Source organism: Streptomyces sp. NPDC045955, from assembly GCF_056430805.1.
In genome coordinates this window covers 104,735-118,381 of record NZ_JBWKKY010000002.1, presented here as the reverse complement: position 1 = coordinate 118,381, position 13,647 = coordinate 104,735, and the positions used below count along the sequence as shown (strand labels likewise).

8 protein-coding genes are annotated in these 13,647 nt (G+C 68.5%); 2 read left to right on the top strand and 6 right to left on the bottom strand.

What is annotated here, in order from left to right:
- Positions 1-128 precede the first annotated feature (128 nt).
- Together murJ and AC07F0_RS03810 are read right to left on the bottom strand one after the other, a co-directional pair.
- Positions 129-2,435 carry a murein biosynthesis integral membrane protein MurJ gene (gene murJ / locus AC07F0_RS03815; RefSeq protein ID WP_478973818.1) on the bottom strand — a complete coding sequence of 769 codons (2,307 nt, stop codon included), beginning with the start codon at positions 2,433-2,435 and terminating at the stop codon, positions 129-131.
- Positions 2,436-2,477: 42 nt separating this feature from the next.
- Positions 2,478-4,877, bottom strand: coding sequence for a DUF6049 family protein (locus AC07F0_RS03810; RefSeq protein WP_478973815.1), 2,400 nt, complete (start codon positions 4,875-4,877; stop codon positions 2,478-2,480).
- 257 nt (positions 4,878-5,134) lie between these two features.
- On the opposite strand from AC07F0_RS03810, the gene AC07F0_RS03805 reads away from it, so the two are divergent.
- Positions 5,135-6,604 (top strand): CCA tRNA nucleotidyltransferase, encoded by a 1,470-nt coding sequence (locus AC07F0_RS03805; RefSeq protein ID WP_478973812.1) that lies wholly within the window; start codon positions 5,135-5,137, stop codon positions 6,602-6,604.
- Positions 6,605-6,701: 97 nt separating this feature from the next.
- Here the strand turns inward: AC07F0_RS03805 and AC07F0_RS03800 are convergent, their stop codons facing one another.
- From AC07F0_RS03800 to AC07F0_RS03785, 4 genes are all read right to left on the bottom strand, one after another.
- Complete coding sequence (locus AC07F0_RS03800; RefSeq protein WP_478973809.1) at positions 6,702-7,214, bottom strand: LppU/SCO3897 family protein; 513 nt, start codon at positions 7,212-7,214, stop codon at positions 6,702-6,704.
- Between the two features lie 123 nt (positions 7,215-7,337).
- Positions 7,338-8,600 (bottom strand): MFS transporter, encoded by a 1,263-nt coding sequence (locus tag AC07F0_RS03795; RefSeq protein ID WP_478973806.1) that lies wholly within the window; start codon positions 8,598-8,600, stop codon positions 7,338-7,340.
- An 89-nt stretch (positions 8,601-8,689) separates the two neighbouring features.
- Positions 8,690-9,772: an inositol-3-phosphate synthase gene (locus AC07F0_RS03790; RefSeq protein WP_086560472.1), complete on the bottom strand. Its 1,083-nt coding sequence runs from the start codon at positions 9,770-9,772 to the stop codon at positions 8,690-8,692.
- A gap of 45 nt (positions 9,773-9,817) precedes the next feature.
- The gene (locus AC07F0_RS03785; RefSeq protein WP_478973803.1) at positions 9,818-10,492 is read right to left on the bottom strand and encodes a PadR family transcriptional regulator; all 675 of its coding nucleotides are present in this window, start codon (positions 10,490-10,492) and stop codon (positions 9,818-9,820) included.
- A 420-nt stretch (positions 10,493-10,912) separates the two neighbouring features.
- Between AC07F0_RS03785 and AC07F0_RS03780 the strand changes: the two genes are divergently transcribed.
- Positions 10,913-13,561 carry a transglycosylase domain-containing protein gene (locus tag AC07F0_RS03780; protein WP_478973800.1) on the top strand — a complete coding sequence of 883 codons (2,649 nt, stop codon included), beginning with the start codon at positions 10,913-10,915 and terminating at the stop codon, positions 13,559-13,561.
- The last annotated feature ends 86 nt before the right edge of the window (positions 13,562-13,647 follow it).

The window sequence follows — 13,647 nt, the reverse complement described above, 5'->3', positions numbered from 1 at the left end:
CTCCCCATCCATTGCGCGCCGCCCGGCATCCGTTGCGCGCCGTTCGACGCCGAAACCAATTGTGCCCACAGTCCGCCGCTATGCACGACACGCGGTGGCTGACGATGGTTGTGCGCCCACCCCCCGACTCAGCGTCCCAGGCGTCCGCGGACCATGCCGACCAGCGAGTTGAGTTCCTCGATGCGCATGCGGCGGGCGGCGACGAAGAAGATCACGAGTAGTACGGCGCCTCCGGCGAGCACCGCGGCGAGCGAGCCCATGACGCCCTGGCCGAGCGTGCGGCCGATGCCGTAGCAGGCCGCGCCGCTGAGCAGGGCGGCTGGGACCGACGCGATGCACAGCCGGGCGTAAGTCCGCAGGACACGGGCGCCGTCGAGGTCCCCACCCAGCCGCTTGCGCAGCCGGCGCCAGGCCACACCGACGCCGATCGCGTAGGCCAGGCCGTACGAGGCGGCCATACCGACGACGGCCCAGCGCGACGGGATGACGAAGTAGCAGACCGCCGAGGCGCCGGCGTTGACCGCGGCCACGATGACCGTGTTGTAGAAGGGAGTTCGGGTGTCCTCGTAGGCGTAGAAGGCGCGCAGGACGACGTACTGCACGGAGTACGGGATCAGGCCGAGACCGAACGCCATCAGCATGAAGCCCATGTTGGTGGCCTCGCTGGTGCCGGAAGAGCCGAACATCAGCGTGCACATGGGGATGCCGAGGGAGAGGAAACCGAACGCGATCGGCACGATGGCGACCGCCGTGTTGCGCAGGCCCTGGGAGATGTCGTCGCGGACGGCACCGCCGTCGCCCTCGGCCGCCGAGCGCGACAGGCGCGGCAGCAGGGCGGCCATGAGGGAGACCGTGATGATGGCCTGCGGCAGGCCCCAGATCAGCTGTGCGTTGGCGTAGGCGGCGAAACCGGTGCCGTCGACCGGTGAGGCCTTGCCCGCCGCGGTGGACAGCTGGATGACGATCATGGCGCCCGCCTGGTTGGCGAGGACGAACAGGACCGTCCACTTGGCGAGCGTGATGGCCTTGCCGAGGCCCTGCCCCTTCCAGTCGAAGCGCAGCCGCAGCCGGAAGCCGGTCTCGCGCAGGTAGGGGATCATCGCCAGCGCCTGGACCACGAGGCCGAGCAGGACGCCGATGCCGAGGAGGCGCTGGCCCTCCGGCGGGATGTTCGTGACCTTCATCCCGGACTCGGCGGCGGTGCCGTAGACGTAGATGAACATGCCCAGCGTCACGATGATGACGATGTTGTTCAGGACCGGGGTCCACATCATCGCGCCGAACTTCCCGCGGGCGTTGAGGATCTGTCCCATCACCACGTGGACGCCCATGAAGAAGATCGAGGGCAGGAAGTACTGGACGAAGGTGATGCCGACCTGGTTCGCCGCCGGGTCGCTGGCGACCGGGTCGGACAGCATGCGGATCAGGAATGGCGCGCCGAAGATCGAGAGCGCGGTGAGCGTGCCGAGCGACACCATGACGAGGGTCAGCAGGCGGTTGGCGTACGCCTCGCCGCCGTCGTCGTCCTCCTTCATGGCGCGCACGAGCTGCGGCACGAAGACGGAGTTGAGACCGCCGCCGACCGTGAGGATGTAGATCATCGTCGGCAGCTGGTAGGCGACCTGGAAGGTGTCACCGAGGAGACCGACGCCGAGGGCCGACACGATCAGCGCGGAGCGGATGAAGCCGGTGAGGCGGGAGACCATCGTGCCCGCCGCCATCACGGCGCTGGACTTCATCAGGCCTGCGGCGCGGCCGCCCTTCTTCGGAGCGGGCGAGGCAGCGGCCTCCGGGGCGGGGGTGTCGTTCACGGCCGGCGTCGCCGCGGTCTCGCCGGGTGCCGTGTACTGGCCCGCAGCGTACTGCCCCTGTGCCGCGTACTGCCCCTGCGCCATCTGGCCCGGGGCCGGTGACGGGCCGGGGACCGACGGCGACTCGTAGGACGGGTGGCCGCTGCCCTGCTGCTGGTCCCGGAAGAGATGCGCGAACGCGTCCGGCTCCTGGCGCGGCTCGCCCGCCTGGGAGACGAGGTCGTCCACGCCCACGAATTGGGTGGTCCGGGCGTCGTCGCCGTACGGCAGGTGCCTGGTCGGGCCCTCCGGCTCCGGCGCGGGCGTCTGGGCCCACACCCGGGGGTCGGGCGCGTACGGCGACTGCGGCGGCTGGGCGTACAACTGCTGCTGCGGCTGGTACGTCCCCGGAGGGGGCGGGGGGTGCGCGGCGCGGTCGTAGTGCGCTTCGGCGACCGGGTCCTGGGCGGAGAGGTCCTGTGCCCGGTAGGGGTCCTGGCCGTAGGCGTCCTGGAGGTACATGTCCGCGGGCGGCTGCGGTGGCACCTGGCCCTGCTCGGGCGGCGCGCCCTCGGGCCCGTCCGACTCGGGGTGGCCCGAGCTGCCCACGCCACGGCCGTGGTCACCGTCGTACGGCGCGTTCATGGTTACCCACCTCATCGTCCCGGGCCCACCGGCCACGACATCTCAACGGTCCACTCTCTCACCCGTGCCGGACGGGTCGGCGCTTTCCGCTGCGGTGTCCGTGGCCGGGTCACTCGGCTGCTGCGGGGCGTCTGCCCGGAAGCCGCCCTCGGACTCCTCGTTGAGAGGGTCGCCGGGGGCTTCCGGGTTCTGCGGAGCGACGACCGGGCTGCCACCATCGTCGTCTGCCTCCTCCGCGGCGCCCTCGGCGGCCTCGCGGGCGGCGGCGCGCTTCCGCTGCGTGTACATACGGAAGCCGGCGAGGACCAGGAGCAGGACGCCGCCACCGATGACCAGCATCACGGTGGGCGTGACCTCGGTGACCTTCACCTCGAAGGTGACGGGCTCGCCGTACTTCTGGCCGTCCTCCGTGTACAGCTGGGCGACCACCTCCGCCCGGCCGTTGGCGTTGGCAGACGTGGTGAACTTCACCGACTGGCTGTGTCCGCCGTTCACGGTGACCGGCTGTTCCTCGTAGGCGTCGCCGCCGATCTTGAGGCGGGTCGGGTTCTTCGACGTGAGCCGCAGCTCCAGGTGATCGACGCCCTGGACCAGGTTGTTCTGGACCGTGACCGGGATCATGGCGCTGCGGCCGGAGAGCTTGGTCTCCGACTTCTCGATCAGCTTGACCCCGTCGATCAGCCCGTCGAGGTAGGACTCGACGTTGTCGCGGTACCCCACCGCGGCGACCCCCCGGCCCCGCCATGACGTGGACATCTCGCGGTTCATGGCCCGCCCGAAGGGGGTGACCACCCGGGACTCGTCGGTGAGGATCACCTTGAAGCTGTCGAGCTTTCCCTGCGTCCTCGCGATCTGCTCGAAGGCGGCCCGCGGCAGCTCCTGCCTGCGCAGTGAGGAGGGGTACGCCGAGGCGGGCGGCACCTTCCTGTTGGCCGACGGGTCCGGCTTGGCCCTGGCGGCGGCCGTGAGGTCCTGCGACTCGGACCAGTTCCCGCCCTGGAGGGCTCCCAGCGCCCCGGCCATCGCCTGCGCCTGGCTCCCGGAGGGCATGCGCTGCGGGGCGACGACGACGCTGCGCTGCTTGCCGGTCTGGAGGCCGAGCGTCAGGCTCTGGGCCAGGAAGCGCTGCACGGCGAGCGTGGACGCGGAGGCCTTCGTGAGGTTGCCCTGGAACGCCGTGGACATCCTGGAGTCCGCGACGACCGCCGTGGTGCCGCCGCCGATGGGCCGGGCCGCGGAGGGGGTGTACGACAGGTCGTCCTGGAGGCTGTCGCTGCGGGCGATCACCTTGTCGGCGCCCGCCGAGGTCGCGACCTTCATGATCGACGGGTCGACGGCGCCGTCGACGGGCCACGCGAAGTCCTTGGACGGTTTCACGTGGAGGATCGTCTGCACCGTGTTGTCGACGGCGTCGGTGGCTTCCTTGAGGTGACTCAGCGAGCCCGTGACGGCTGTGCCGTTGTGGGCGAGGGCGGCCAGGTCCGGATCGCCGAACGGCAGGGCGACGACCTCCTTGCCCGCCACGGCCTGCTGGAGCTCGGAGAGCCACTGCTTGGCGGCCGCCTGGTTCCTGCCGGGGGTCGTGGCGCCGTCCGCGCCCCTGACCTCGTAGCTCCTCGTCATCGCGTCGACGGACGCCAGCAGGTCCGGGTCGACCACCCACGTGATGTCGAGGCCCTTGCCCAGCGACACCATCTGGTCGAGGCGCCCGCCCGGGGCGATCTCCGCGGCGAGGTCGTCGTTGCTGAAGACCGGCGTCTGCTGCTCGTTCGACCCCGTCTCGGCCGTCATGTGGACGTCGGAGACGAGCGGCCACAGGAACGTGGTCTTCGTCTTGGTGCCGGCCTCCTCCGGATGCCACGGCAGGAACGTGCGCTGGACGCCGAGAACCTGGTCCCAGGGCTGTGCGGCGGTCTCACCGGAGAGCGCGACGGCCAGCTGGTAGACGCCGTCCTGGCCGAGGTCCAGCTCGTCGACCGGCACGGAGATGTTGAAGGGCTCCGCCACGCCGGGGGTGAGCTTGGGGAACTTCTCGGTGTACTTGCCGCCGAGTGGCTCGCCGGCGGGGCCCTGGACGTCGTCGCTCTTCTTGGCCAGGCGGTCGATGGCGGACCGGGTGTCGAGCGAGGGCCCGACCCGCAGGTCGACGTGGGCGTCCGTGACCGGCTGCTTGCCGTTGTTGGTCACCGTGCCCGTCACGTTCACCGTGTCCCCCTCGGTGGGGGCGCTGGGGCTGAGTGAGTCGACAGCGACGGATACCGAACCGCTCGTGCCGGAGGCGGCCTGGGGGGACTCCTGCCCGGCTGCGTCCGCCGGCGTCGCGGCGGGCAACTGGAGGAGTCCGGCCAGCAGGGGCGCACCGGCGAGCAGTGCCCCGGTGCGCCGCAGCCACCGGCGGGCAGGTGAGGCACTGGTCCCCTGGAAGTCTGCCGCCTCGGCCACGCGCTCGCCCGTCCCTCGTCGTCGTCAGTGGTCGTCGGAATGTGCGTCCACGCATGGTAACGATGCGCGCTGAGGGGAAGTGCCGCGGTCCGTTCCACAAGATCGCGGCCCGGCCCCGAGCTGTCCGTTATGTCGCCGTATGACGGAGAGCGGTTGTCTCCTTCTCAAGAGCATCCCTTGTGCGCGTATGGAGGGACGTGTCTGCATGCGTAATAGGGGGAGCTTGGGGGCGCCCGGGCCACGTACCCTCTTCTGTTGTGCCGAACGCCAACGAAGAAATGCCCAGTGCCCTGAGCCAGGTGCAGCACCGCGCGGTGAGTGAACTGCTGCGGGTCGCTCCTGTCGCCGACGACCTCGCCCGCCGCTTCCAGGAGGCCGGGTTCTCACTTGCCCTGGTCGGCGGCTCGGTCCGGGACGCGCTGCTGGGCCGGCTCGGCAACGATCTGGACTTCACGACCGATGCCCGCCCCCAGGACGTGCTCAAGATCGTGCGCCCGTGGGCGGACGCCGTCTGGGAGGTCGGGATCGCCTTCGGCACCGTCGGAGTGCAGAAGGATGCCCGCGTCGAAGGCGCTGATCGACGCTTCCAGATCGAGGTGACCACCTACCGGTCGGAGGCGTACGACCGGACCTCGCGCAAGCCCGAGGTGTCGTACGGCGACTCCATCGAGGAGGATCTCGTCCGCCGTGACTTCACGGTGAACGCGATGGCCGTCGCGCTGCCGGAGAAGGAGTTCATCGATCCGCACGGCGGGCTCGAGGACCTCGCGTCCCGTGTGCTGCGTACCCCTGGCACGCCGGAGGAGTCCTTCTCCGACGATCCCCTGCGGATGATGCGGGCCGCGCGCTTTGCGGCTCAGCTCGACTTCGAGGTCGCCCCCGAGGTCGTCGCGGCGATGAAGGAGATGGCCGGGCGTATCGAGATCGTCTCGGCCGAGCGGGTGCGGGACGAGCTGAACAAGCTGGTCCTTTCGCCGCACCCGCGCAAGGGCCTGACACTGCTTGTCGAGACGGGCCTCGCCGACCGCGTGCTGCCCGAGCTGCCGGCCCTGCGCCTGGAGCGTGACGAGCACCACCGGCACAAGGACGTCTACGACCACTCGCTGATCGTCCTGGAGCAGGCGATGGCGCTGGAGGATGACGGTCCCGACCTGACGCTCCGCCTGGCCGCCCTGCTGCACGACATCGGCAAGCCCCGTACGCGTCGCTTCGAGAAGGACGGCCGGGTCTCGTTCCACCACCACGAGGTGGTCGGGGCGAAGATGACCAAGAAGCGCATGACGGCGTTGAAGTACTCCAACGAGCTGGTGAAGGACGTCTCACGTCTGGTCGAACTCCACCTGCGGTTCCACGGCTATGGCACCGGCGAGTGGACGGACTCGGCGGTCCGCCGCTACGTCCGTGACGCCGGTCCGCTTCTCGATCGCCTCCACAAGCTGACCCGCTCGGACTGCACCACGCGCAACAAGCGCAAGGCAGCTGCCCTGTCACGCGCGTACGACGGTCTGGAGGAGCGGATCGCCAAGCTTCAGGAGCAGGAGGAGCTGGACTCGATCCGGCCCGACCTCGACGGCAACCAGATCATGGAGATCCTCGGCGTCGGACCCGGCCCGGTCATCGGCCGCGCGTACCAGCACCTGCTGGAACTGCGCCTGGAGAACGGGCCGATGGAGCACGACTCAGCGGTGGCCGCGCTCAAGGAATGGTGGGCCGGGCAGGAGGGCTGAGGCTGTGAAACGGGGTCATGTTTCACGTGAAACATGATCCCGGGAGACGAGCAGGGGCGGTGTTTCACGTGAAACACCGCCCCTCGCTGTGTCTGCCTTACTTCTTGTCCTTCAGGCAGAGCAGGAAGTCCTTGCCGTCGCCGCTCTCGGTGTACGTGTACTGGAAGTCCTTGGCCTCGGCCTCGCACTTGCTCGACGCCAGGGTCTGGGTGAGGTAGGCGCCCTCGATCTTGGCCAGCACGACGTACTGAGCCTTCGCATCGCTGCACTCGACGACTTCGAGGTCGGGGTTGTTGTCGTTGGTGCTGCCGCGGTGCATGCAGTCGCCGACGGCCGCCGTCTTGGCGTCGTCCCGGCTCGTTATGTATCCGCCGATGGCAATGCCCGCCACCGCGATGACGATGGCGATGTTCTTGATGGTCTTGAAGCTGAGCTTGCGGCCGGTCGGCTGCGGCGGACCCGGAGCGTACGGAGCCGCCCCCTGGGGCGGGAAGCCGGGCTGGCCGGGCTGCTGGGGGTAGCCGCCCTGCGGCGGGTACGGGGCCTGCTGAGGCTGACCCGCGGGCTGGCCCTGCGCGAACGGGTTGCCCTGGGGCGGCGGAGTAGTCACTTGGGGTCCCCCTGGAACATGGTTGAGTGACGCGAACATGTCGCGAGATAAGACCCACGTAAGGTAGCGGTCCCCCCTGACAGCGCAGTAGCCGAACGTGGCTCTGTGTCATTGATGTGACACTTACTGGCGGGCAAACCGGCCCATAGTCACAGCTACTGCCGCGTAGATAACGGCGATCGTGATCACCAGCGGCACGGATCGGCCATCCGGCGGCAGCATCAGGGCGGCGAGGGCAGCGGCGCCGACGAAAGCGACGTTGAAGAGGACGTCGTAGACCGAGAAGATCCGGCCACGGAAGCCGTCCTCGACGGAGGACTGGACGATCGTGTCCGTGGCGATCTTCGCCCCCTGGGTGGTCAGGCCCAGGAGGAAGGCCGCGGCCAGCAGAGGGGCAGCGGCGAACGGCAGCCCGAGAGCGGGCTCCAGCAGCGCGGCGGCCCCCGCGCACACGACGATCCAGCGGCCCGGACCGAGCCGCCCCGCGGTCCAGGGCGTCACCACGGCCGCCGCGAAGAAGCCGGCGCCGGAGATGCCCAACGCCAGCCCCAGCAGGGCGAGGCCGTCGTCCGTGGTCGTGGTGAGCGCGTACCGGCAGAGCATCAGCAGCATCACCAGCAGAGCGCCGTAGCAGAAGCGCATCAGCGACATGGCCGCGAGCGCCCAGGCCGCTTCCCGGCGCTGCGGTGCGGCCAGGTGACGTACGCCCGCCGCCAGATCGCGAGCGGTGCCCGTGAGAGCCGTCCCGATCCGCACGCGTGCCAAGTTCCGTTCGGGGCCGAGGAGTTCCCGCGCCATGCTGAGCGACGCCAGGGCGGCGCACAGATACAGCACGGCTCCCACGAGCACCACGACGGCATCGGAGTCCGCCACCACCAGGCGGACGGCGAAGGCGAGACCGCCGCCCGCGGTCGCCGCCAGTGTTCCCGCGGTCGGGGAAAGGGAGTTGGCGATGACCAGGCGCTCGGCGTCGACAACGCGGGGCAGGGCGGCGGACAGGCCGGCGAGGACGAAACGGTTGACGGCGGTGACACACAGGGCGGATACGTAGAAGAGCCAGTCCGGAGCGGGACTGAGTATCAGCAGGGCCGTGGCGGAAGCCAGCAGTGCGCGCAGCAGGCTGCCGTACAGCAGGACCTGACGGCGCCGCCAGCGGTCCAGCAGGACACCGGCGAAAGGGCCGACGAGCGAGTAGGGGAGCAGCAGCACCGCCATGGCAGAGGCGACCGCGGCCGCCGACGTCTGCTTCTCCGGCGAGAAGACCACGTACGAGGCGAGCGCGACCTGGTACACGCCGTCGGCACCCTGGGAGAGCAGGCGCACGCCGAGCAGGCGCCTGAAACCCTGGAAACGCAACAGGACACGCAGGTCACGGACGACGGCCATGGGGCACAGCCTCACATAAGGAGAAGGTCCCCGGGTCGTGCGACCCGGGGACCCTCACAGCCCTGGCAGGAGCGACTGGTTGCGGCGCCTCAGCGCTCGACCTCACCCTTGATGAACTTCTCGACGTTCTCGCGGGCCTCGTCGTCGTAGTACTGGACGGGCGGGGACTTCATGAAGTAGCTCGACGCGGAGAGCACGGGGCCGCCGATGCCGCGGTCCTTGGCGATCTTCGCGGCGCGCAGGGCGTCGATGATGACGCCGGCGGAGTTCGGGGAGTCCCAGACCTCCAGCTTGTACTCCAGGTTCAGGGGGACGTCACCGAACGCGCGGCCCTCCAGGCGGACGTACGCCCACTTGCGGTCATCGAGCCAGGCCACGTAGTCGGACGGGCCGATGTGGACGTTGTCCGCGCCCATGTCGCGGTCGCGGATCTGAGAGGTGACGGCCTGCGTCTTGGAGATCTTCTTCGACTCCAGGCGGTCGCGCTCCAGCATGTTCTTGAAGTCCATGTTGCCGCCGACGTTCAGCTGCATCGTGCGGTCCAGGACGACGCCCCGGTCCTCGAACAGCTTCGCCATGACGCGGTGCGTGATGGTGGCGCCGACCTGGGACTTGATGTCGTCGCCGACGATCGGGACGCCCGCCTCGGTGAACTTGTCGGCCCACTCCTTGGTGCCGGCGATGAAGACCGGAAGGGCGTTGACGAAGGCGACCTTGGCGTCGATGGCGCACTGGGCGTAGAACTTCGCCGCGTCCTCGGAGCCGACGGGCAGGTAGCAGACGAGGACGTCGACCTGCTTGTCCTTGAGGACCTGGACGACGTCGACCGGCTCCTCGGCGGACTCCTCGATGGTCTCGCGGTAGTACTTTCCGAGGCCGTCGAGCGTGTGGCCGCGCTGGACCGTCACACCGGTGCTGGGTACGTCGCAGATCTTGATGGTGTTGTTCTCGGAGGCGCCGATGGCGTCCGCCAGGTCGAGGCCGACCTTCTTGGCGTCCACGTCGAACGCGGCGACGAACTCGACGTCGCGGACGTGGTAGTCACCGAACTGGACGTGCATCAGGCCCGGCACCTTGGACGCCGGGTCGGCGTCCTTGTAGTACTCGACTCCCTGCACCAGCGATGCGGCGCAGTTGCCCACACCGACGATGGCTACGCGAACCGAACCCATTCCGGTTGCTCCCTGTGTGTACGAGTGAGGCCCTTCAACGGGCTCTCACGTGGCGGTGTCGTCGGGCGTATCCGGACGGGGGTCGTCCCCGGTCCGGGGCAGGCCGCCCGACGCTCCAGATGTGGTGTCACGCGAACCGGGCTCCCCCGAGGCGGAACCTTTCAGGTCCCGTCCCGCCCGCTCGCTCTCGATGAGCTCGTTCAGCCAGCGCACTTCGCGCTCCACGGACTCCATCCCGTGGCGCTGGAGCTCAAGCGTGTAGTCGTCGAGGCGCTCCCGGGTCCGGGCCAGGGAGAGGCGCATCTTCTCCAGGCGCTCCTCCAGTCGGCTGCGGCGGCCCTCCAGCACGCGCATGCGTACATCGCGTGAGGTTTGCCCGAAGAAGGCGAAACGGGCGGCGAATGTCTCGTCCTCGTACGCCTCGGGCCCGGTCTGGGAGAGCAGCTGCTCGAAGTGCTCCTTACCCTCCGCCGTCAACCGGTAGACGATCTTGGCGCGGCGGCCGGTGAGGGGAGCGGCCTCGGAGTCGTTCCCCGGCTCCTCGATCAGCCAGCCATTGGCGACCAGCGTCTTGAGGCAGGGGTACAGCGTCCCGTAGCTGAACGCACGGAACACACCCAGTGATGTGTTGAGTCGTTTGCGCAGCTCATAGCCATGCATCGGGGATTCGCGGAGCAGGCCGAGTACGGCGAACTCGAGGATCCCGGAACGCCGGCTCATCGTCGCCTCCTCTCTGCCGCGGTACCCGATGTCTCGGTGGGCTGATGTCTCGGCCCGATGTGTCGGCCCGATGTGTCGCGCTGATGTATCGACTCGATACATCATGACGATAGAACGGCCTTCCGGATGCGACAAGAGGGGGTGTGGTGAACGGGATCACACCACCGATTCATCGGGCGCGAGTTGCCTGATTTGAGATGAACTTCAGACCTCGGCAGGTTTTGGCGGTGCGTAGTCTGTGCGCCATGCACATCACCGGGAACCAAGTGACGCCTGAGGGCGTCGTCGTCTTCGGTGTAGTACGGGTGCATGCGGGACCAATGAATGCGGAGCCGACCGCATCCGTACTTCGGGGGGACCGGAAACCAGCCGCCGTTTCCAGGCGCGCAGCGGTGCGCCTGCCCGAGGAGTAGTCGTTCGATGAGCGAGCACCGTCGCAAACCGCCGCAGCCGCAGGGAGGCGGACGTGCCGCGGCCCGACGCGGCCAGTCCGGCTCGTCCCCCGGTCGCCGCGCGGCCCCGCGAGGCGCCACCGGGTCTCCGTCCGACTCCTATGGGTCGGACTCCTACGGCTCGGGGGGTGAGGAGCGTCCGTACGGCGGTCGTGCCGAGGCCCGGCGTGCGGCGCAGAGAAGTACCGGAGGCGGCCGACGCAGAGCGGCCGAACCGGCCCGTGGCGGCCGGCGTGCCGCTCCCGGCGGTCCGCCCGGGCGTGGCAGGGGGCGCGCGGCTGCCTATTCCGACAAGAAGCGGCTGATCGACTATCCGCGGGCCGGAAAGTACGGCTGGCGCCGCTGGATGCCGTCCTGGAAGCTCGTCTCCGGCCTGTGCATCGGCTTCTTCGGGAGCCTGGTGGCCGTGGCGGGCATCGGGTACGCCATGGTCGGCGTCCCCAACGAGGAGAACGCGGCGGCGCTGTCGCAGAACAACGTCTACTACTGGGCCGACGGCAGCCAGATGGTCGCGGCGGGCAGTGGCCAGAACCGGCAGAACGTCACGATCGACCGGATCCCCAAAGCCATGCAGTGGGCGGTGATCTCGGCCGAGAACAAGACCTTCTATCAGGACTCCGGCGTCGACCCGATGGGTATCGCCCGGGCCCTGGCGAACATGGCCCGGGGTGGTGACACGCAGGGCGGTTCGACGATCACCCAGCAGTTCGTCAAGAACACCTACCTGAGCCAGGAACAGACGGTCACCCGTAAGTTCAAGGAGATGTTCATCTCGATCAAGGTGGGCACGAGCGTCCCCAAGCGGGTGATCCTCCAGGGCTACCTGAACACCTCGTACTACGGCCGTGGCGCCTACGGCATCCAGGCCGCCGCCCAGGCCTACTACGGCAAGGAGGCGAGGGACCTCAAGCCGAGTGAGTGCGCCTTCCTCGCCGCTCTTCTGAAGGGTCCGACGTACTACGACCCCGCGGGTAACGAGGGCATCGACGAGACGGCGACGGCCGACGCCAACCGCAAGCGCTCGGAGCTGCGCTGGCGCTGGATCCTCGAGCAGATGCACAACGACAAGAGGATCACGGACACCGAGTACCAGGACGCGATCAAGGAGTACCCCGAGCCCCAGGGCCGCAAGGCGACCAAGGGCATGACCGGCCAGATCGGCTACCTGGCGGACACCGCCAAGAAGTACGTCCTGAACCACTCCAACATCACGGAGAAGCAGTTCGACCAGGGCGGCTACCAGATCAAGACGACTTTCGACAAGGACAAGGTCGAGGCTCTGGCCAAGGCCGTGAAGAAGGTCGAGAAGGAGAAACTGGACCCGGAGAAGCGTGAGCTGGACAAGCATGTCCAGTTCGGCGCGGCGTCGGTGAAGCCCAAGGACGGCGCGATCGTCGCGCTCTACGGTGGTGCGGGGTACGAGAAGGGCCACTTCAACAACAACGCGGACACCTCGGGTGTCCCCGTCGGTTCGACGTGGAAGCCGTTCGTGCTCGCCGCCGCCATGGAACACGGCACCTACAGGAGCGACGGTCCCCTCTCGCCGCTGAGCAAGTACAACGGCAACGACCACCTCAAGGTCAGGAACAACGACGGCTCCTACGTCCTGAAGAAGGACAACACACCGTTCTTCCAGGAGAACGAGAGCGCCCGCCCCTGGGGCTACATCACCTTGCGCAAGGCGATGGAGCAGTCCGTCAACACCCCGTTCGTCCAGCTCGGCATGGACGTCGGAATGAGGAACGTGCGGGACGTGGCCGAGAAGTCCGGCATCCTGGACTCCAGTTTCGCCACCCTCAACCCGTCGTTCGCGCTCGGTACGTCGACTCCCAGTGCGATCCGCATGGCCGACGCCTACGCGACGTTCGCCGCCGCCGGCAAGCAGGCCTCCCCGTACTCCGTGACCAGCGTCAAGTTCAACGGGAAGGAAGTCGAAGGCTTCGACAAGCCGCGCATCACGCAGGCGATGCCCGAGAACGTGGCCAACAACGTTACGGACACTCTGGAGAACGTCATCCAGAACGGTACGGGTAAGAACGCCCTGGCCCTGGGCCGTACGGCGGCCGGTAAGACCGGTACCACGGACGAGAACAAGTCGGCCTGGTTCGTCGGCTACACCCAGCAGCTGTCGACCTCGGTCGCGATGTTCCGTGAGGACCCCAAGAGCGCCAAGCTGCTCTCCATGAACGGCACGGCGGGTGAGGAGTCCATCCACGGTGGTGACACTCCCACCCAGGTGTGGACCGAGTACATGAAGGCCGCGCTGAAGGGCGAGCCCGACCTCGGCTTCCCGGAAGCCGAGAAGATCGGTGAGATCCAGCACGAGGTGGGCGCTCCGTCGCCGACCCCGACGCCGAGCGTCACGCCCAGCGAAACCGTGACCGAGTCGCCGAGCGCGACGCCCAGCGAGAGCCCGACGCTTCCGTCACCTTCGCCGAGCGACACCTGTGGATTCTTCGGATGCGAGGAGGACGGTGGTGCGCAGAACGGCGGCACCGGTAACGGGGGCACAGACGGGGGGGTTTCCCCCGAGCCCACGCCAACCGATACGAATCTGGACGGCGGCAACACCAGAGGCAATGGCAACGGAGGCATCTTCGGAGGCCCCGAGGGATAGCCCCTGATCGCCCGGCATGGGTGTTTCACGTGAAACGCGAAGACGTTTCACGTGAAACACGGGCCGTCGCACCTACCCGGTGCGGC